Origin of the sequence: Kitasatospora sp. NPDC096147 (assembly GCF_044763225.1) — a bacterium.
GTDB lineage: Bacteria > Actinomycetota > Actinomycetes > Streptomycetales > Streptomycetaceae > Kitasatospora.
Map to the genome: position 1 here is coordinate 586,770 of NZ_JBIWFX010000005.1, position 19,452 is coordinate 606,221.

Below are 19,452 nucleotides of genomic sequence, written 5' to 3' on the forward strand. Positions count from 1 at the left end.
CGGCAGCCCACCGTCGGTCGAGTCGGCCCACCCCGGCGAGCTCAGGCCCACGAGCTGCACGAACACGTCTCCGACCCGCCCCTCCCGGACGTGCCCGAACGGCACAGTGACCCTTGGAAGCCACTGGAAGCACACGGATTGAACGAGATTCAACTATTGACACAACCTCTCGGGAAGTCCTCAATAGGCGACACAGTTCAACGACTTTCAACAGCGCCGCACCACGTCGGACCCCAACTCTCCGACGCCCCACCCCGCCCCGCCCCCACCCTCGCCCCACCACCTCGGACACCACGGCGCACGCGCCGCTCTTCAGGCTGCCCGCGACACCCCCACTCCCCCCACCACCCCCACCCGAGAGGACCACCCATGCGCCGCTACCCCAGCGCACTGACCACCGCCATCGCCCTGATCGCCGGCACCGTCGCGCTCCCGATCCTGCCCGCCACCGTCGCCTCGGCGGACACCGCCGGGCCGTACGTGCTCCAGGCCGAGAACATGTCGCTGACCAACTTCGCGATCGAGACCGTGAACCACACGGCCTACGACAAGCCGGTGGAGACCGTCACCTACGCCCGCGGCGCGGCCGGCCAGACCAGCACCGCCCGCTCCACCTTCGCCGGGGTGGCCGGCACCTACGACCTGATCACCCGGTACAACGGCAAGACCGCGAACGGCGTGAGCTACCGACTGACCGTCAACTCCGCCCAGGTCGACAGCTGGAACGCGAACGAGCGCTGGGGCACCGGCTACACCGACCCCAAGGACATCGACAACCGCACCACCAGCAAGGTCACCCTCAAGCCCGGCGACGTGATCGAGCTGACCGCCGTCGCGGCCGGCGACGTGCCCCGGATCGACCGGATCACCATCCAGCAGTACGTCGGCGCGCCGACCAGCACGCTGAGCATCAACTCCCCGAACGCCGCGCTCAACGACGGCTTCAACTGGGGCAAGAACCGCGCCCTCGGCATGACCTTCTACCCGGGCAACCCGATGATGGGCCACGAGCCCGAGTGGTGGCGCCTGCAGGACGCCAACCACCAGACGGTGCAGCCCGGTTACTGGGGTGCCTACACCAACCGCGAGTCGTACTACAACCGTGACATCTCGCACCAGTCGGACGGCGCGCACGTCCTCGGCCTCGACAACGAGACCTTCAACATGCTGCGCACCTTCGCCGCCGACGCCGACGACCCGGGCCAGAACGGCTGGCCGCTCTGGGCGCACAGCCCCACCGGCGCGATGTACTACATCGACGGCACCGGCTTCCGCGAGCTGCCCTCGCCGTTCAACGTGATGGCCAAGGCGTTCAAGCAGTACCAGTGGACCGGCAACGCGGCCTGGATCAACGACCCGGTGCTCACCGCGTACTACGACTCCACCATGAACCAGTTCCTCGCCACCCACGAGGTGAAGTGGGACGACGCCAACCCGGCCAACGAGCAGCCGGTGGCGAAGAAGCAGAACGGCGAGTACACCGCCACCTTCTTCGAGTTCCCGAACGAGAACCTGACCTCGGCCGCCGACGCGCTGGGCTTCCAGTACCAGTCGATGCTGGCCTACTCGCAGATCCTGAAGGCCAAGGGCGACAACGCCGGCAGCACCACCTGGGCCAACCGCGCCCAGCGGGTCCGCAGCCACTTCGAGAGCCAGTGGTTCGACGCGTCGACCAACCGCTACATCCGCGGCAAGGACGCCAACGGCACCGGCTACAGCAGCTGGGGCCACGAGGCGAGCTTCCTGATGATGCTCAACGGCCTCGGCGACTACGGCCCGCGCACCGCGAACTACCTGGACTTCATCGCCGCCAACGACGACAACCTGAACGTCGAGGCGACCTCCTACCTGCCCGAGATGTTCTACCAGTACAACCGCTCCGCCGAGGGCTGGTCCTGGCTGAAGAAGCTGATGAAGGACAAGGACTCCTACCCGGAGATCTCCTTCCTCGCGGTCAGCAACACCATCGACGGCATGATGGGCGTCCAGCCCGACGCGCCGAACCACAAGCTCGCCACCGTCTCCCGCCTGACCTCGGAGGCCCCGTGGGTGGAGATCGACCACCTCAAGGTCGGCGACAGTGACCTGAAGCTCAAGCACATCGGCACCACCGCCTCGGTGCTGAGCAACAACTCGGGCTCCACGGTGAACTGGGAGGCCCAGTTCTACGGCACCCACTCCACCATCACGGTGAACGGCGCCGTCTACCCCGCGCAGACCAAGCAGCTCTACGGCCAGACCGTCTCGTACGTCAACGTCCCGGTCCAGGCCGGGGGTTCGGTGACCGCGAGCGCCGGCAGCACGGTGGTCGACACCTCCGCCCCGAGCACCCCGGGCAACCTGGTCTCCAGCAAGGTGACCGACTCCTCGGTCGACCTGAGCTGGAACGCCTCCACCGACAACGTCGGCCTGACGAACTACCAGGTGTTCCGCAACGGCACCCTGGTCGGCACCACCACCGGCACCACCTACACCGCCAACGGCCTGTCCGGCGCCACCGCCTACACCTTCACGGTCAAGGCCGTCGACACCACGGGCAACGTCTCGGGCGCCAGCAACGGGGCCTCCATCACCACCATCCCCACCCCGAAGACGGTCGACCTCAGCGACCTGGCCTGGGCGAGCTACCAGAACTCCTTCGGGACGCCCCGCAAGGACACCAGCATCGACGGCGCCCCGATCAAGCTCCAGGGCACCGCGTACGCCAAGGGCATCGGCACCCACGCCAACAGCACCATCACCTACAACCTGAACGGCGGCTACACCCGCTTCCAGGCCGACACCGGCGTGGACGACGAGATCACCGCCACCGGCTCGGTCCGCTTCGAGGTCTGGGGCGACGGCGTCAAGCTCTACGAGAGCCCCTACACCCTCGGCCCCAACAACCAGACCCAGTCGGTGAACGTGGACGTCACCGGCGTCAACACCCTGGTGCTGAAGGCCCTCGACGGCGGCGACGGCATCAACAGCGACCACGCCGACTGGGCGGGTGCCAAGCTCACCGTGAAGGCCTCCGCCCCGGTCGCGGCCAGCAGCCTGGCGTGGGCCTCGGCCCAGGCCGACTTCGGCACCGTGCAGAAGGACCGCAGCATCGACGGCAACCCGCTGAAGCTCAACGGGACCACCTACCCGTCGGGCATCGGCACCCACGCCAACAGCACCATCACCTACAACCTGAACGGCGGCTACTCCCGCTTCCAGGCCGACACCGGCGTGGACGACGAGGTCAGCGCCTACGCCACCGTGACCTTCGAGGTCTGGGGCGACGGCGTCAAGCTCTACCAGAGCCCCTCGGTCCACACCCCGACCACCCCGGTCCAGCCGGTCGACGTCAGCGTCGCCGGAGTCAACTCCCTGGTCCTGAAGGTCACCGACGCCGGCAACGGCATCAACAGCGACCACGCCGACTGGGCGGGCGCCAAGTTCATCCAGTAGTCACCCTCCCCCGCAGCACCGCACAACCGCAGTGCCCGCGAGCCGGCGGGCGCACTCCGCGCCCGCCGGCTCTCCGGCGTCCCCGCTGTCCGATGCCCCCGCGCTACGCCCGGCCGCCCGCGACCAGGGCCGCGGGCAGGTACTCCGACGCCACCTCGACCCGCAGGCCCGCGTCCCGGGCCAGGCAGGCCACCGCCAGCGGAGCCAGCGCCACGAAGCCGGTGGAGCTCGCCGCCCGCTCGGCGTCCGCCGTCCAGTACTCCCGGTGCAGCTCCAACGCCCGAACCAGCGAGGCCTCCAGGCCCGGCCCGTCACCCTCGGCGTACCGGCGGAAGACCTCCATGGCCGGCCGCACCACCTTCACCAGGTGCTCGCGGTCGCCCAGCCCGGCCAGCTCCGACCCGGCCGCCGCCTCCGCCGCCGCCAACTCCCGCTCCCACAGCGGGTCCTGCCGCCGGTACGCCCGGAGCGCCGTCACCCAGGCGTAGAGGTACTCCTCCTCCGGCACACCCGACTCCCGCAGCACCCGCACCGGCAACTCGGCCAGCGCGTCGAGCAGTCCGTCCTCCCGGCAGACCGCCGCCAGCCAGAACGCGGCCAGCCAGTTCCCCGCGTGCGCCTCCCGCCGCGAGTCCCCCGCCGCCACCGTCCGCACCGCATCACCGATCCGGGCCGTCACCGGCCCCTCCGGCGCCCCGGCCACCGCGAACAGCGCCCCCGCCGCCTGAGCCGCCGTCAGGAACGCCTCCCGGGTCTCCGGCCGCTCCCCCGCCGGATCGAGCAGCAGCCCCGCCTCGGCGATCACCAGCGCCGTCTCCAGCACGCTCACCAGGCCCAGCGAAGCACCGGGCCCCAGCCGCTCCAGGTCCACCGCCAGGTCCTCGCCCAGCATCGCCAGACCGCTTCCGACGTGCTCGGTGGAAATGCCGTGCCGCGCCACAGTCACGCTCAAGTCTCGTCACTCCCAAGTGAGTTGGTCGTCCCCCACGGCTTCCGACTACCGTCGGTGCCGTCGCAGCTACTCTCCCAACACCACGCCGGAGCGCTCCTGTTCCCCGCCCGCCCTCAGACCTCCGACCGAAGCCGGGCGTAGGCCCTGCGACCGATCACCGCCCGCAGCAACCACCCGCAGCAACCGCCCCCAGCCCCGACGGCAGCGCCGACCTCAGCCACCGCCGACGCTCCGTCAGCGAGCGGGATCGGCCCGGCCCGACCCGTCAGTGCTCAGTACGGGCGCGGCGTGAACGGCCGGTGCTCGAAGTCCTCGGGCTCGTCCGGCCCGAACTCCGCCTCGTAGTCCTCGCGGAGCTTGGCCGCGCGCTGCTCCGAGGCCTCCTGCTGCTCGGGGCTGAGGTTCTCTGCGGCGGTGCGCATCTGGCCGAGCCGGTCGCCGATCGCGCCCAGGTAGCGGTCGGACTCGACCACCTCGCGCATGCCGACCCGGCCGGTCAGCACGTCCCGGGCCATCTGCTGGAGCTCCGGGCCGACCGAGTCGGAGCCGGCCAGGGTGCGCAGCGCACGGTGCAACTCACGTGCCTGCGCCGGATTGTCGGCGACGTCGAGCAGCTCGTCGTCCGTGATCTCCGGAATGTCCCGGTCCGTCGCCATCGTCCACTCCCTGCCCCCGAGGACCCCCGCGGGAGGTCCCGTCAGATTCTCCGCCGCCTGCCGGACCCAACTCACCGGGCCGTGCGCGGCATTGCCCATGAGATCATAATGTCCACTTCATCGCTGTACCCGTCGAGTGCTCGTTCGGTCTCGTCCTCGCAACGGGCAGCACCCACACCCGTCCCTCAGGCGAGGAGTCCTCGTGATCACCCAGGAGCTTGCCCTCACCACAGCCGACGCCTGGCTGAACAGCGGCGCCGACACCGCCGGGCTGCCCCGGCGGGAGGTCAGGCACCGGGAGTTCGAGCTCGGTTGGGTGGTCTGGGCCGCGCCCGCACCACTGGAGCGGGACCCGGTCACCGGCCAGCGCCGGCCCCCGGCCGATCTGGGCGCCGCCTGCGGCGTGGTGGACCGCGCGACGGGCGAACTGTCGGTCTGGTCCTCGATCCCGGTGGACGAGGTCATCGACGCCTACCGGGAGAGCAAGCGCCCGTCCACCGGCCCGGGGAACTCGCTCACCGCCGACTACACCGACCCGGCCACCGGTCAGCCGGCCCGGATCGAGATCACCGCCGGCTCCGGCCGCCCGCCGGTCGAGCACCAGCTGCTCGGCGAGCTGCTCCGGCGCGGGGTCGCGCCCGAGGCGGTCACCGCCGTCCACACCGCGCTCTGCCCGTCCACCCTCCCCGGCGGCTACCCGGCGGTCGCGCTGGAGCGGCTGCCGAACGCCGCGTTCAGCCACGACTTCCCGTACGGCATCACCGCCGACGAGCGGGCGCAGGGCATCGCCGGCCTGACCGCACGCCTGCGGCCCACCCCGCGCCCGAACCGCGCCCCTGCCCCGCTGCCCGGCTCGGTCGAGCCCGCCGAGCCGGTCCGCGACGTCGCCCTCGGCCGTCAACTCCCGGCAGCCCTGGGTCTGGTGACCCGGTACGACGCCGATGACCTGGCCTCCAGCGCCCTGCCCGAGTCCACCCGCTCCACCCTCGCCTGGGCCGGGCTGCCCACCGAGGTCCCGCTGCTCTTCACCGCCGACCAGCCCGCCGAGCCCGCCCCCGGCGGTCTCTTCGCCGACCTGCGCACCCACCTGACGGCCACCGGCTCGCCGATCGCCCCGGCCACCCTCGACGTCCTGGCCGGCTGGACCCGGATCGGCACCGACGGCCTGTGCGTGATCGCCGTACAGACCGCCGGGGACGAGGCCGGCTCGGTCTGGGCCGTCCACCCGCGCACCGGCAGCGGACGGTTCGTCAACACCACCGTCTCCGCCTTCGACCGCAGCCTCGCCCTGCTGACCACCGAGCGGCCGAAGCTGGCCGGCCTCGCCCCGGCCCAGGCCGGCGCCGCCCTGGCCGCCCTCCAGGACGGCCTGGCCGCCATCGACCCTGACACTTTCCGCAAGGACACCACCTGGTGGTCGGTGATCGTCGAGCAGATGTGGCACGGCCTGTTCTGACCGCCCCTCGCACGAGGACGGCGCCGACGGGACGAGGTCCCGTCGGCGCCGTCCTGGCGTCGCGTCACACCGGGTGCCGCACCCAGACGTTCGGCTCCACGTACACCGCGTGATCGCGCTCCGCGTCGCACCGCACCGGCGCCAGTGCCCCCGGCACCAGCACCTCCCCCGTCGCGTCGAACGGCAGGCCGGTCCACTCCCGCCACTCCGCCAGCGACCCGGAGATGGTCATCGAGACCGGCGCGACCCGCTCCACCCGCGCCCCGGCCCGGACATGCACCCGCAGCCACGGGTCGTACGGCAGCCCGTCCTCCGCACGCACCCGGAACGCGTACTCCTCCATCGGCGTGCCGGGCTCCCGGTGCTTGGCACTCGGCCGCACCGGGGCCACCACCTCGGCGTACCCGCGCGCCCGCGCCGCGTCCCGCATCGCGCCGAGCACCACGCCCGACAGGCCCTTGCCCTGGAGGTCCGTCCGCACCGCGATCTCGATCGCACTGACGGTGTCGGGCCGTTCGCCCCGGCGGTGGCCGTTCACGGCCCAGAGCAGCACCTGGTCCCAGCCACGGTCCGGCAGGTGGCCGTCCCGGCTCTCCCCGTGCAGCCGGAACGGCACGCTGTGGCCGCGCGCCACCAGAGCACCCTCGGCATCGGTGGCCACCACCACGTGCTCGGGGAAGAGCTCGGCGATCGACCCCATCAGCGCGTTGGCCACCAGGTCGTGGTCCATGAACGGGGCCCAGGTGTCGGGCATCTCCCACAGTCGCTCGCGCAGTTCGGGCCGCTCGGCCAGGGTGGTCACGGTCAGGTCGTCGTTCATGGATCGCACCCTAACCAGCCGAACCCCTCCCCCGCACCGGAGTTCTCCCAGCTCACGGCCGGTCAGGGGTGCATCCTGGCACCCTTGAGCACCTTGTCCACCGCGTTGCGCGGCCCGTGCAGGGCGATCCCGACCAGATCCAGCTCCGCCGTGGCGACCGCCCGCACGGCAGCCCGGTTGTCCCGGTCGTTGCCGGTGGCGAACAGGTCGGAGGTGAACACCGCGAGCGGCAACCCCCGCCCCAGCGCCCGCCCGTGCGCGGCCATCAGCAGCTCCTTCGTCCCCTCGAAGACCAGCACCGGCTGACGGAACATCGGCAGGTACCGGGTGCCGTCCCCGTCCTCGTACGGCTCGCCGACCAGCTCCGGCCGGGCCGAGCCCAGCCCGCTGACCAGGAAGGCCGTCACGTTCAGCCGCTGCCAGGACTCCAGGTCGTCCCGCAGCAGCACGGCGATCTTGCTGTCGAACCGGACCGGCTCCGGGGTCTCGTACCCCTCTTCAGTGCTCATGCAGCGAGACTGCCCGGCCCCCGCCTGCCCGGTCTTGTACGTTCCTGACATGACGCCCGCCCAGGAGACCCAGCAGGTCACCGCATGGCGGCCGCCGGTGCCCGGCCTGGTCGAGGTGCTGCACGCGCGCTTCACCGAGCACCGCTACCCGATGCACGTCCACGACAGCTGGACCCTGCTGATCGTGGACGACGGCGCCGTCCGCTACGAGCTCGACCGCCACCGGCGCGGCACCCCGCTCGGCACCGTCAGCCTGCTGCCCCCGCACGTCCCGCACAACGGCGCCCCCGCCACCGCCGAGGGCTTCCGCAAGCGGGTCCTCTACCTCGACACCACCCAGCTGGACACCACCCTGATCGGCCCGGCGGTGGACGCCCCCGACCTCGCCGACCCCTTGCTCCGGGACCGGATCGCCCGGCTGCACACCGCCCTGACGCTCCCCGGCGAGGAGTGGGAGGCCGAGAGCCGACTCGCCCTGGTCGCCGAGCGCCTGCGCACCCACCTGCGCCCGGGCGCCCCCGTCGCACCGGCGCCCCGGACCCTGGCCCACGACCTCCGCGACCTGCTCGACGCCGCCCTGCCCGCGCCACCCACCCTGGCCGAGGCCGGACGCCTGCTGCACGCCCACCCGACCCACCTGGTCCGGGCCTTCGGCGCGGCCTTCGGCATCCCCCCGCACCAGTACCTGACGGCCCGCCGGATCGACCGCGCCCGCCGCCTGCTGCTGGCCGGCCAGCCCCCGGCCGCGGTCGCCACCGCCGTCGGCTTCCACGACCAGCCCCACCTCAACCGACACTTCCGCCGCTTCCTCGGCACCACCCCGGGCCGCTTCGCCCGTTCCGGCCCTCCCCTTCGGGCAGAGCTCCCGGGCCCGACCGGGCAGACCTCCCCGGCCACGGATGCCGTCCTGCCGAGCCCTCCCGGGCACGCCGCCCCCTCCGCAGCCGGCTGACCCCGACGGCGCGTCACATCCACTGGCAGGACAAATCATCACAGTATGGTGCAGACCGCCGACCCATCGAGGTGCACCGTGCTCTGGCCGCTCTCCGCCCTGCTCGCCATCGTCCTGGTCACCCTGGCGCTCGGCTGGCTCGGTGACCAGATCCTCCAGCGGCTGGCCCGGCGGCATCCCGAGTCCCCGGTCTGGGCACTGCTCCGCCGCTGCCGGATCCCGCTCCAACTCGTCGTCTGCGCCAGCCTGTTGATGGCCGCCCGGCCGATCGAGCGGATCTTCGACCTGAAGGGCGACGACGCCCACCACGCCGTCCAGCTGGCCCTGCTGGCGTCCCTCGGCTGGCTCACCATCCGGGTGGTCGCCGCCGTCCTGGAGGGCTTCTACCTCCGCTACCGTTCCGTCACCGACGAGCCCTCCCGGATCCAGCGGGTGCAGACCCAGCTCAGCCTGACCCGACGGGTCGTCAGCGCGCTGATCGCCGTGGTCACCGTCGCCGTCATGCTGCTGACCTTCCAGGCCATGCGCACCATCGGCGCCAGCCTGCTCGCCTCGGCCGGCATCCTCGGCATCGTGGCCGGCATCGCCGCCCAGAGCGCGCTGGGCAACTTCTTCGCCGGCCTGCAGATCGCCTTCGGCGACACCGTCCGGATCGGCGACACCGTGATGGTCGAGGGCCAGCAGGGCACGGTCGAGGAGATCACCCTCTCCTACCTGGTGATCCGCCTCTGGGACTACCGCCGCCTGATCGTCCCGACCTCCTACTTCGTCAGCAAGCCCTTCGAGAACTGGACCCGCAAGGACCCGGGCCTGCTCGGCGCCGTCCTGCTGCACCTCGACCACACCACGCCGGTGCCCGAACTCCGCGCCGCCCTGCACGAGTTCCTCGCCACCCACCCGCTCTGGGACAGCACGGAGTGGGCCCTCCAGGTCACCGACACCACCCCGAGCACCATCGTCGTCCGGGCCACCATGACCGCCCGCACCCCGGACGACGCCGCCGTCCTCCGCTTCGAGGTCCGCGAGCACCTGGTGGCCCACCTCCGCGACCACCACCCCACCGCCCTCCCCCGCATCCGCACGGGAGAGGGCGGCTGAAGGTCCACCGCCGCAGATCACTCCAGATTGATCTCGATCAGCTGGTACTGGTCGCCGTTTCGAACCACCTTGCGGAGCACCTTCGATCCGAAGCCATCAAGGCCAGGCGTTCGCTGCCGCCCCAGGGCATGGTTGATCTCCCACAACTGGAAGTGGAGCAGACGCTCCTGCGGAATCTGTCCGTTGAGGCCGACCGCCGGAACGTCCCGGTTCGGCGGCGGCACGCTGTTGTCCGGCCCGAACTGTTCCAGGGTGTCCATCTCGTGTTCGGCGGCCGGCAGGATGACCGTCATCCAGGCATCCGGGTGATCGAGGCCGCTCTGCGTGCCCATGTTGACCGCAGGGTCACGCCGCACTCCCGAGTACCAGAGTGACGTCTCCCCGTTAAGCCACAGCGGGATGTTGGTCGAGCCGACGTTCTCGAAGTTGTTGACCGTGTTGTTGACGCCCTGTTGGGTGGCGGTGAACTGGGTCTGCCAGATCTTGCTGTTCCCCGGCTGGTTCGGGTTCCCACCACGTCCGGTGTCGTGCGGGTTCTGGATGCGCACGGTGCAGTCGGCGAGGTTGACCCGGCGGTCGGGCTCCGCCGCAAGCGGCCAGTAGTCCTCCTCTCCCGGCGCGAGTTGCGTCGCTCCCGGCGGCACCGGCGACCCGGCACCCTGGCTCGAACCCTCTCCCGCGTTGCCGGCCATGCCCGGACGGTCCGGGGCGGTCCGGTCGTGCCCCGGGGCGTTCTCCAGCGCGATCGGGGCGCGGGTGGGGTCCAGCATGATCGCGAAGACACCCTGCGTCCCGGCGAATTCACCGCCGGGACGTCGGTGGAGATCGGCTCCGTGCTGTCCGGTCTGCCCGTCGATGTAGACGATGTTGCCGTTCTGGTTGATCGCGTTCCACGAGTGCGACCGCTGATCGGCGTCCACCGTGATGATCACGGCCTGTGCTCCGTGTCCCAGCCCGGTGAGCTGCTCCTCCAGCCGCCCGAACGCCTCCTGGCCGTTGCCGAGATCGGCGAACTCGGCGCCGAGCGCGGCCTCTATCCGCTGTCGCCCACCCAACTCACCATCGGGAGAAGGCTTTCCGTCCACGTCCGGGATGCGGGCCGCCGCAGCGGTGGGGTGTCCCGCGTACGTGTCCACCACGGCGAGCGAGACGTCGGCGCAGTTGGTGCTCCGACCGGGCTTGTGGCTGCCCCCGCCGTTGATCTGGGAAGGCCAGCCGCCGTGGTCAGGATCGGGGAAGCGCTGTGGGACTCCGAGACTGTTGTGCGGGACGGCGTTCTTAATGCGCGCCTGGTCCTCGTCCGAGGGGCTCAGCAGTCCGCCGTCCTGGCCGATCGGACGGTTCGCCGTGGCCGGCCGGTACGGCACGGTGCCGTCGGGTGCCGGGAGCGGCCCGGGTGCCTCGGGCCCTTCCACCGGATGCCCCGTCAGTTCGGTGGCGAGGTCCTGGTGCCAGTGCTGCTTGTTCTCGGCCGGGGGCCGGAAGGGCGCGAGCACCTCGTCGATCTTCTGCTGCGCGCGGTACCGGTCCTCTCCCGTGATCCCCGCCTCGGTCATCATGCGGTCGAACCGCTCCTGCGCGAGGTCGCCGCGCTGGACACGGGCGGCCTGCAGACCGGCGGCCGCCGCCCGCAGGTCCGCGATCGGATCCGGCGACACCGCAGGGGCGCCCGACAAGGGCGTGGCCGCCACGTTGGTGCCCTTGAAGGACACGTTCGGGTCCAGATGACCCTGTCGCCGGAGGTCCAGGAGGTCGCTGAGCAGCTGGTACCTGAGATCCTCGACCTCACGCTCGACCGCCTGCCGCTGCGGCCCCCACGCGACCTTGAGGAGCTTGTCGTCCCGCGCCGCCTCCATCTTCTTGAGCTCGAACTCGGCCAGCCCCGTGTAGATCGCTGCGGCCTGGAGCGCGACGCGCTCGGCCGTAGGCGGCCTGAGGTCGAGCGGCTTGGTACGGAATGCGGCCAGGCTCGCACCACCCATGGCGGCCAGCGGTGGCGTGCTGTTCTCCTGGCTGAGAATCTGCCAACCCTCCGGGCCTCGCCACAACACGTTGGTGGCCTCGAAGAAACTCGGCTGTGTACCGCTCTCGTATCCCTCCGGACCGAACCAGTCCGAGACCTGCTGGTTGCGCCGGAACTGGAGTGCGGGGCCGTTGTTCCCCGAGGCCGACTGATAGTGCCAGGCCGTGAACGTCGATGATTCGATGTTCGGCCGGACGGCCAGCGCGCACCCGTTCATCACGGCGGTGAACACGAACTCGGAGCCGGGCTCCGCCGGGTCGGGAGCGATCGGAATCTCCGTCCGGCCGATCCCGGCCTGCTTGGGCGCGCCGGGGAAGTACGGAATGTAACCCGCGCTCAGGTAGGTCTGCCCCTGCGCCACGGCCGGCGCGTGGGGGACGTACGGATCCAGGGTCCGGTCGTCCGGGCCGGCCTCGATGTACTTCTCCAGGGCGGGGGTCAGCACGAAGCCACCCGGGTTGTACGGATCCGGAGCGAGCACGAACCAGTTGTCCCGGCTGCTGTTCACCCGCTCCATGAACGCCGTGCACTGAGCGTCCGTCAGGCCCGGGTAGCGCTGCTTGAGGCCGACCGCCCCGTTGTAGGACAGCATCGTGTCCCGGAGGAAGTCGGCGGGAGAGGTCACCAGGGAGTGCATCGCCACGGACGGGTCCGTGGCGGGCGGCGTCGTGGAAGTACCAGTGGTCTGGCCCGCATCGCCGCCCTGGAACAGATTGGTGAAGGACTGCCAGGTCGGCGCACCGAACTCGCCCATGAACCTCGGGTCGGACTCGAGCCCTGCCGGCCGCTGCCGGTCAGGACCGGCGACCGAGCCCCAGACCTTCCAGCCGCCCGCCCGTGGGTCCGGCAGACTGCCGTGGGCGGCCGGCCAGATCCGCTCGTCCGGGGGCGTCGGCGGCCTCTTGCTCGGATCGACCCACATCGGTCCGTCCTTGGTGTGCACCAGGGCGACGGCATGGCCGACCTCCCCCTCCCGGCCGACCATCACGGTGGCGAAGGAGCCGGGTCCGGCCTGCTGGACCCGGTCGATCAGGGAGTTGACGGCCGTCTGCCCCTCACCGAACAGGTGCGGGATGTCGTGACGCTTGTTCAACGCCTGGGCCGGGTGGGCCTCGACCTCACCGGTGATCGTCTGCCCGGACGGCCGGGGACGCCCGAAGTGGGTGTCTCGGAGCGCTTCCACTCCCTCCAGGCAGGCGTGCAGGTCACTGCCCGCCTTGAACCCGTCCGGGATGCGGGCCGGCGCGGTGTGGGGGTTGACCGCGTCGAGCAGAGCCTCCGTCGGATGGGGGTACTTCTTGCCCCCGGTCAGGGCGTGCAGGGCTGCGTACTGCTCGGGCGTCGCCTTGAGGTAGCCCCGGCCCTCCAGCGCCCCGTCGGTGTTCTCGTACTCGGGGGTGCGCTGCGGCTTGACCGGGTGGGCCGGCCCGGTCTCCGTCCCGCCGTCCGGGTCGTCGTCCCGGCCGTGCTTGCGGTCGGTGCCGTTGCCCTGCGCGAACTCCGATCGGCGGCCGGACGGTTCGGGCGTCTGCGTCGGCGTCTGTGCCTGTGTCTGCCCCAACGACCGGGCGGACGTCACCGGGTCCGGCGAGTCCGTCATCGCCCGCGACGACGCGGCCGGCGGCTGCGAACGGTCCCGGTCAGCACCGTCCGGCAGGCTGCCGAAGCCGCCCTTCTTGGCCGGCGGCCCGTCGGGGGAGGGAGCGTCCTGCTGGTCGGCCGGCTGCTCGGACAACCGGAAGACCTTGTACCCGTAGGGTGCGTCCGGGCCGACATGACCCTCGTGGCCGAGCTCGTTGCTGTTCTGGAAGACGTCCTCCAGGTGGGCCGGGTCCGTCAGCCGGACCAGGCCGGACGTCTCACTCTCACAGACCGTCAGCACCTGGTCGTCGCCGTTCCACCGGACCTCGACGCCCATGTGGTGCGAGGGGGTCTCGAAGTGGACGTAGTACCCGGGGCCGCCATCGGGCTGGAGCGCGGTGACCACCTGGGCGAAGCGGGTCTCGATCGGCTCCTCGGTCGCTTCCATCTCCACCGCGGTCACCAGCTCCAGATCCGGCGTCCCGACGATCGCGTCGGTACCGCCGAGCTGCCGGAGGGGGAACGGCGTCGGCGGGTAGTTCGGGCCCTCGTCCTCGCTGTCCTCGCTGCCGTCCCCGTCCTCGCTGCCTTCGCCCTGCTCGCTTCCCTGTCCGTCCTCGGTGCCCTGCTCCTGCGGCTCCGCCTCGGAGGGGGAGTCCGAGTCGCCGTCCTCGTGCAGTGCCATGAGGTCCTGAGCGCTCGTCAGAACACCGACTGCGGCCCTGGCGTCGAGCGTCCCGCCGCTGACCTCCGCCAGCAGCGCGTTCAGGTCGTCGAGGTCCTGTTGCCGCGCCGCCCTGAGCCCCTGCGGATTGTTCTCGTAGAGCGCATCCAGCGCATCCGCCCGGTCGCCGTACTTACCGAACGTCCCCTCCGCGTAACGCGCTTCGGGATCCCACCGCGACATCGCCTCCCAGACCGCCGCGACCGTCTCCGGGCGGCGGCGCTGCACCTCCACCCAGCCGCCGCAGAGACCGTTCAGCATGACGTGCGAGTAGTAGGACTTCACCGGGTCGTCGAACGGGACGTCGTTCTCCGGGTCGAACGGGTCGTAGTCGACGCCCTCCTGTCCCTGGAAGTGCACGAGCAGCTTGGCGGCGTAGACCATTTTCGCCTGCGTGACGTCCTGCCCGTTGACCGGGTAGTTCTCGCTGTCCCGCTCGGGCGCACCGGGCGTGTACGTGACGGCGCCGTACTCGGCGGACCCGCCGAACAGGCTGTGGTCCAGCCGCCCGCCCGGTACCGTCTCGCCGTCCTGATCGGTGGTGGCAGCCCAGACCGGAGATCCTGGGGCCATGTACTTCGGCAGCTTGCCCGGCTCGACCGGCATCACCTCGTGCGTGCTCGGGTCGACCCAGTTCAGGGTGCTGTTGCCGTCCTTGTCCCGGCCGTGCACCAGCGCGAAGGCGTGCCCGACCGGCTGCCCCGTGAGCACCGTGGAGAAGGCTCCGGGGCCGGCGTCGGTGACCTGCTGCACCAGCGCGTCGATGCCGTCCTGGCCGTTGCCGAACCGCTTCGGGTGGAGCCCGGCCGGCTGCTTCACCAAGTGCCAGGCGTTCTCGGCGAGCTTGCGGTTGTCCTCCTGCGGGATCGGGCGGTCCGCAGGACGCTGTGCGCCCTGGCCGTAGTGGGTGTCGCGCAGCGCGGCGGTGTTCTCCAGGCAGTTGAACAGGTCACTGCCCGGCTTCGCCGTCCCGTGCGGGTTCACCAGCTTCAGCAGTGCCGTGGTGGGCTCGGGAAACCTTCCCTTCTGGTGCTCGGCGAGGTGACCGGCCAGCGCCTGCTTCTGAGCCCGCGTCGGCTTCTCCCGCATGCGGTCCCGGAGGACCGCCTCGCTCCGCTCGTGAGCGGGAGTCCGCGCCTTCTTGATCGGGCGGGGGCCCTCGTCCTGTGAAGGCACGGTCTTGCCGACGGCCTCGTCGAAGGAGCGCTTGCGCGCACCACCGCCCACATCGCCGTCCGTCGTCACCTCGCCCGTCGAGCGCGGCTGCACCGGCCCGAAGACGAGCGTGGACGCCGTGGTGACCTCCGGGCCGACCGACGGCGCCGAAGAGGTCGTCAGGTCGTCGCCGGGGCTCTGCCGCCCGGGCTGTGCGAGCGGAGACCGCACGCCGTCCAGCCTCGGCCCCGGCGCCACCGCTCCGAACTCGGGCGCGCCGGTGTTCTGCTCGACCCCGGGGTCAGCTCCGGCGTCACCGGCCGTGGAGCGGTACACCTTGTAGCCGTAGGGCGCCTCGTCCTCGGTGTCGGAGGAAGTCCCTGAGTCGGAACCCTCATCGTCGGAGTAACTGGGCATGTCCAGCATCCCGCTCGCCTGGAGGATGGTCCGCAGGTGTTGGGGGTCGGTCAGCCTGACAACACCGAACACCTCACTCTCACAGACCGTCAACACCTGGGCTCCGTTCTCCCAGCGCACCTGAACACCCATGTGGTGCGTGGGGGTCTCCAGGTGGACGAAGTACCCGCCAGGGACCTGGGGCAGGCCGTGCACCGCCTGGGCGAACCGATTCGCGACTTCTGCGCGAACACCATCATCCGACGTCGCTTCAGCATGGAAGTCCGCAGCGGAATGGAACTCCGGACGGGGCACCGCGACGAGGTCGTGGGCCATATCGCCGATGGTCCCGAAACTCTCCGGAATTCCCATGTACCCGGCGTCAGGTTCCAGCACGCGCATGAAGTCGTGAGCGGCGGTGACCGCAGCCGCCACGTCCTGAGCCTGGAGACCAGCCGGCGCCAACAGAGCGTTCAGCCGCTCGAGGTCGGCCCGGCGCCCCGCGTCGAGGCTGGCCTTGTCGGGGTGCGCTGCCAGTGCCGCATTCTCCAGGTCCCCGTAGTAACTCCCTTCGGCGTGCTGCGCCGTGGGCGTCCAGTCCACAAGGGCCTTCCACATCTGCGCGGCCCGGTCGGGATCCCTCTTCTGCAGTTCCACCCACCCGCCGCAGAGCCCCTCGTTGGCGGCGCTCCCGTAGAACCTCTTCTCGTCCGGGGTGTCCTCCGGATCCTTGTGGCCCGGTTCGAACGGGTTGTACGCCTGGATGCCCTGGGTGTGCACGAGGAGCTTCATGGCGTAGACCATCTTCGGCTGGACCACGTTCTGCCCGTTGACCGAGTACGACTTGGAGTCCCTGACGGGCGTGGCCTCAGGATCGAATACGAGTACCGTGTCCGCCGCCGGCTGACCGCCGACGGGAGCGTCAGCCGGCGCTCCGACAGCCGCACCGTCCGTAGGGGTCAGCCCGATCGTGCCGAAGGTCGGGGGCGAGAACGTCGCGGCCACCGGGGGCGTGCTCGTGGTCGCCGACACCGGGGTGGTCGGGGTGGTCGGGGTCACGCTACGGGGTACCGCTGCGGTCGGTGGCACCGCTGCCTGCGGCGCTGCGGTCTGCGGGCCGAGGTCGGAGGTCTGCCCGGGCATCGTCACCAGCGGTACGTCCGAGGTGGACGACTGCTGGGTGTGCGGCATGGAACGCGGCACGGCGCCGCCCGAGGCGATCCGGGTACCGCCGTCGTGGACCGAGGAGTTGTCCGCCGTCGAGGTGGTGGCGCCCTGGTACGGGGTCGTGGCCGGGGCCGGGGCCGGGGCCGGGGCCGACTGGTGGTTCTGCTGCTGGCTCGGCTGGTGCTGCGACGACGGCTCGGGGACGTGCGGCGGAGCCGCCGGGTTCTGGCCCGACGGAGCGTCAACGGGCGGCGTGTGGACCGGCGGGGTGTCGACGGGAGGTGTGTGCACGGGCGGGGTGTTGACCGGCGGCGTGTGCGTCGCGGTGACGTCCGCGACCGGCGTGTGGCTGCTCGCGTCGAACGAACGCGCCGAGGTGGTCGGGGCGTCGTACGGGGTGAGGGTGCGGGGGGTCTGGCCCTCCGTGTCGACCGCGTTCACCGGGCCTCGGTAGGGCGCCGTGTCCGGGGTCGGGCTGACGGTCTCCTGGTGCGGGCTCGTGAAGGTGCGCGGGGCGTCGGGGTCGCGGCGCGGCGGGGCATCGGGAGTGCTGTCCGAGGTGGAGCCGCGTGGGATCGGGGCGGTGTCGAAGTCGGCGCCACCGCTGCGGGTGTGGTGGCCGTCAGCGCCGATCGGCGTCAGGTTGGCCGGATCGACGTCGGTGTCGTTCCCGCTGTGGGTGTCGGGCTTGCCCGAGGCGTCGGAGCCCTGGGAGCCCGAGGAGTCGGGCGAACCCGACGAACTGCCGTTACCGCCAGTGGACGGGCCGGTGCCGCTGCTGGACGTCCCGTTGCCCGAAGTGCCGCTGTTCGTGGAGCCGTTGTTCGTGGAGCTGCTGTTCGTGGAACCGTCGCCCGTTGTAGAGCTTTCGTTCGAGTTCGTGTTCCCGGAGCCGCCCATAGTGGGCGTGTCGACACCGGAGCCGTCCGTGCCGCCGCCGGTGAAGTCGGAGGCGTCGGGGATGTCCGAGGAGTTGAACTTCCCCTTCAACGCGGACGCGCCGCGCATGATGGCCGGGCTGCCCGCGCCACTGAGCGCGGAGCCGCCGAGGCCCGAGGGGTCGACCTCACCGGTGAGCGCGAACTGCGTGAACGCGTCCGCACCGACGTCGGTCACCGCGCCCTCGAACATCTGGGCCGGCAGGGTGTCCATCTTCTTGCCGATGAGCTTGTTGCCCGCCGCGCCCATGCCCTTGCCCAGCACACCACCGGCCGCACCACCGATCGCACCGCCGGCCGCGCTCATCCCCAGCTCCTTGCCGTCCAACTCCTTGCGGTTGCCCGCCGCGAGCTGGATCGACTGCGCCAGCAGGTTGATGGCGACCTCCTGGAAGGCCTCCTTCAACGCCAGGATGATGATCTCCTTCGCCAGCTTCTTCAGGATCTGCTGGACCGTCATCTTGCTGGCCTGGATCGCCACCGGGATCGCCGCCAGCGACGCCCCCGCCGTCACCGGAGCGGCGGCCTCGGCGGTGGCGATCTCGTAGGCCAGGATGCCGAGTTGGGCCACGATGGAGATCTTCGCGGTCTCGGTGGAGTTGGCCATCGCCTCCAGGCTGTCGGCCATCGAGTTGCACGCCTTGACCATGCCGGGGAAGAAGCCGGGCTTCTGCCCGTCAGCCGGCAGCGTCAGGGTGTCCCACTTCTTCGCCAACTCCTCGACAGCGGAGCCCTGTTGGCCGTCCAGCGCCCGCTTCATCGCCGAGTCGGCAGCCCGGCCGGCCTCGTCCATGGTCTCGGCGGCGGCGCGCCAGCGGCGGCCCATGTCGCGCATCAGGTCCTCGTCGCCCTCGGGCCAACGGGAACCGGCAAGCAGCATCAGCACCCACTGCAGGGGCTCGGGGAGTTCGACAGCCATCAGAGATCAGTGCTTTCCGTTGTACTTGCCGGCGGCGATGTCACGGTGCAGCAGGTCCTGCTGACCGGTGCCGGGGAGGGGGAGTTCCTGCTTGCCCAGACCGTCGAGGTTGAACTGCTCGGCGGTCTCGTAGCCGTCGGCCATGCCCTTGAGACGCTTGCCGATCACCTCCAGGATCTGCGGCAGGGCCTCCAGTCCCTCCAGGACGTCCTTCTCGTTCGCGAGGTAGCCGGGCTCACCGTCCTCGCCGTCGGCGAAGGACTTGCCGTCACTGTCGTTGCCCCAGGGCGAGTTGCCGCGCATGCCGCTGAGGTAGGCGTTCATGCCGGTGAACAGTTCCTTGAGGTCGTCCGCAACGCCGAGCACCGGACCGGAGGCGGCCCGGAGCTGCTCGGGGACGATCATGAAGCCGCCGCTCCTGGCGGACCCCACGGACGGCGACTGGCTCGCGGGGGTGGCGGGTGTGCCGGGAGCACCGACCTTGAGCGCAGGAGTCGTCCCGTCAGGGAAGGCCGCGGCCTCAGCCGGAGTACCAGGAGCACCGACCTTGAGCGCAGGAGTCGTCCCGTCAGGGAAGGCCGCGGCCTCAGCCGGAGTACCAGGAGCACCGACCTTGAGCGCAGGAGTCGTCCCGTCAGGGAAGGCCGCGGCCTCAGCCGGAGTACCAGGAG

Annotated in this window: 10 protein-coding genes; 4 read left to right on the forward strand and 6 right to left on the reverse strand. The window is 71.0% G+C overall.

Annotated elements, in window-relative coordinates; all coding sequences use genetic code 11:
• Positions 1 to 369: 369 nt before the first annotated feature.
• Entirely contained in the window at positions 370 to 3,435 is a 3,066-nt protein-coding gene (locus ACIRBX_RS20225; protein WP_402298401.1) for an NPCBM/NEW2 domain-containing protein, read from the forward strand.
• 103 nt (positions 3,436 to 3,538) lie between these two features.
• Here the strand turns inward: ACIRBX_RS20225 and ACIRBX_RS20230 are convergent, their stop codons facing one another.
• Together ACIRBX_RS20230 and ACIRBX_RS20235 are read right to left on the reverse strand one after the other, a co-directional pair.
• Positions 3,539 to 4,381 carry an immunity 49 family protein gene (locus ACIRBX_RS20230; RefSeq protein WP_402298432.1) on the reverse strand — a complete coding sequence of 281 codons (843 nt, stop codon included), beginning with the start codon at positions 4,379 to 4,381 and terminating at the stop codon, positions 3,539 to 3,541.
• A gap of 278 nt (positions 4,382 to 4,659) precedes the next feature.
• Complete coding sequence (locus ACIRBX_RS20235) at positions 4,660 to 5,043, reverse strand: hypothetical protein (RefSeq protein ID WP_402298402.1); 384 nt, start codon at positions 5,041 to 5,043, stop codon at positions 4,660 to 4,662.
• Between the two features lie 202 nt (positions 5,044 to 5,245).
• Between ACIRBX_RS20235 and ACIRBX_RS20240 the strand changes: the two genes are divergently transcribed.
• Positions 5,246 to 6,499: an SUKH-4 family immunity protein gene (locus ACIRBX_RS20240; RefSeq protein WP_402298403.1), complete on the forward strand. Its 1,254-nt coding sequence runs from the start codon at positions 5,246 to 5,248 to the stop codon at positions 6,497 to 6,499.
• Between the two features lie 64 nt (positions 6,500 to 6,563).
• Here ACIRBX_RS20240 and ACIRBX_RS20245 read toward each other — a convergent pair whose 3' ends face one another.
• Both ACIRBX_RS20245 and ACIRBX_RS20250 read right to left on the reverse strand, forming a co-directional pair.
• A complete protein-coding gene (locus ACIRBX_RS20245; RefSeq protein ID WP_402298404.1) occupies positions 6,564 to 7,319 on the reverse strand; it encodes an N-acetyltransferase in 756 nt (251 codons plus the stop codon).
• Between the two features lie 62 nt (positions 7,320 to 7,381).
• Positions 7,382 to 7,828 (reverse strand): DUF2000 family protein, encoded by a 447-nt coding sequence (locus tag ACIRBX_RS20250; protein ID WP_402298405.1) that lies wholly within the window; start codon positions 7,826 to 7,828, stop codon positions 7,382 to 7,384.
• Positions 7,829 to 7,877: 49 nt separating this feature from the next.
• Here ACIRBX_RS20250 and ACIRBX_RS20255 point away from each other — a divergent pair, with 49 nt between their 5' ends.
• Both ACIRBX_RS20255 and ACIRBX_RS20260 read left to right on the forward strand, forming a co-directional pair.
• Positions 7,878 to 8,780: an AraC family transcriptional regulator gene (locus tag ACIRBX_RS20255; protein ID WP_402298406.1), complete on the forward strand. Its 903-nt coding sequence runs from the start codon at positions 7,878 to 7,880 to the stop codon at positions 8,778 to 8,780.
• Between the two features lie 45 nt (positions 8,781 to 8,825).
• On the forward strand, positions 8,826 to 9,878 hold the full coding sequence (locus ACIRBX_RS20260; RefSeq protein ID WP_402298407.1) for a mechanosensitive ion channel family protein: 1,053 nt from the start codon (positions 8,826 to 8,828) through the stop codon (positions 9,876 to 9,878).
• Positions 9,879 to 9,895: 17 nt separating this feature from the next.
• On the opposite strand, the gene ACIRBX_RS20265 is transcribed toward ACIRBX_RS20260, so the two are convergent.
• Positions 9,896 to 18,781 (reverse strand): toxin glutamine deamidase domain-containing protein, encoded by an 8,886-nt coding sequence (locus ACIRBX_RS20265; protein ID WP_402298408.1) that lies wholly within the window; start codon positions 18,779 to 18,781, stop codon positions 9,896 to 9,898.
• 6 nt (positions 18,782 to 18,787) lie between these two features.
• Positions 18,788 to 19,186: a WXG100 family type VII secretion target gene (locus tag ACIRBX_RS20270; RefSeq protein WP_402298409.1), complete on the reverse strand. Its 399-nt coding sequence runs from the start codon at positions 19,184 to 19,186 to the stop codon at positions 18,788 to 18,790.
• Positions 19,187 to 19,452 lie beyond the last annotated feature (266 nt).

What these genes read in the sequence shown, in the direction of transcription:
- ACIRBX_RS20225 (WP_402298401.1), top strand. Translation starts at nt 370, where the DNA reads ATGCGCCGCTACCCCAGCGCACTGACCACCGCCATCGCCCTGATCGCC.
- ACIRBX_RS20235 (WP_402298402.1), bottom strand. Translation starts at nt 5,043, where the DNA reads ATGGCGACGGACCGGGACATTCCGGAGATCACGGACGACGAGCTGCTC.
- ACIRBX_RS20245 (WP_402298404.1), bottom strand. Translation starts at nt 7,319, where the DNA reads ATGAACGACGACCTGACCGTGACCACCCTGGCCGAGCGGCCCGAACTG.
- ACIRBX_RS20250 (WP_402298405.1), bottom strand. Translation starts at nt 7,828, where the DNA reads ATGAGCACTGAAGAGGGGTACGAGACCCCGGAGCCGGTCCGGTTCGAC.
- ACIRBX_RS20255 (WP_402298406.1), top strand. Translation starts at nt 7,878, where the DNA reads ATGACGCCCGCCCAGGAGACCCAGCAGGTCACCGCATGGCGGCCGCCG.
- ACIRBX_RS20260 (WP_402298407.1), top strand. Translation starts at nt 8,826, where the DNA reads ATGGTGCAGACCGCCGACCCATCGAGGTGCACCGTGCTCTGGCCGCTC.
- ACIRBX_RS20265 (WP_402298408.1), bottom strand. Translation starts at nt 18,781, where the DNA reads ATGGCTGTCGAACTCCCCGAGCCCCTGCAGTGGGTGCTGATGCTGCTT.
- ACIRBX_RS20270 (WP_402298409.1), bottom strand. Translation starts at nt 19,186, where the DNA reads ATGATCGTCCCCGAGCAGCTCCGGGCCGCCTCCGGTCCGGTGCTCGGC.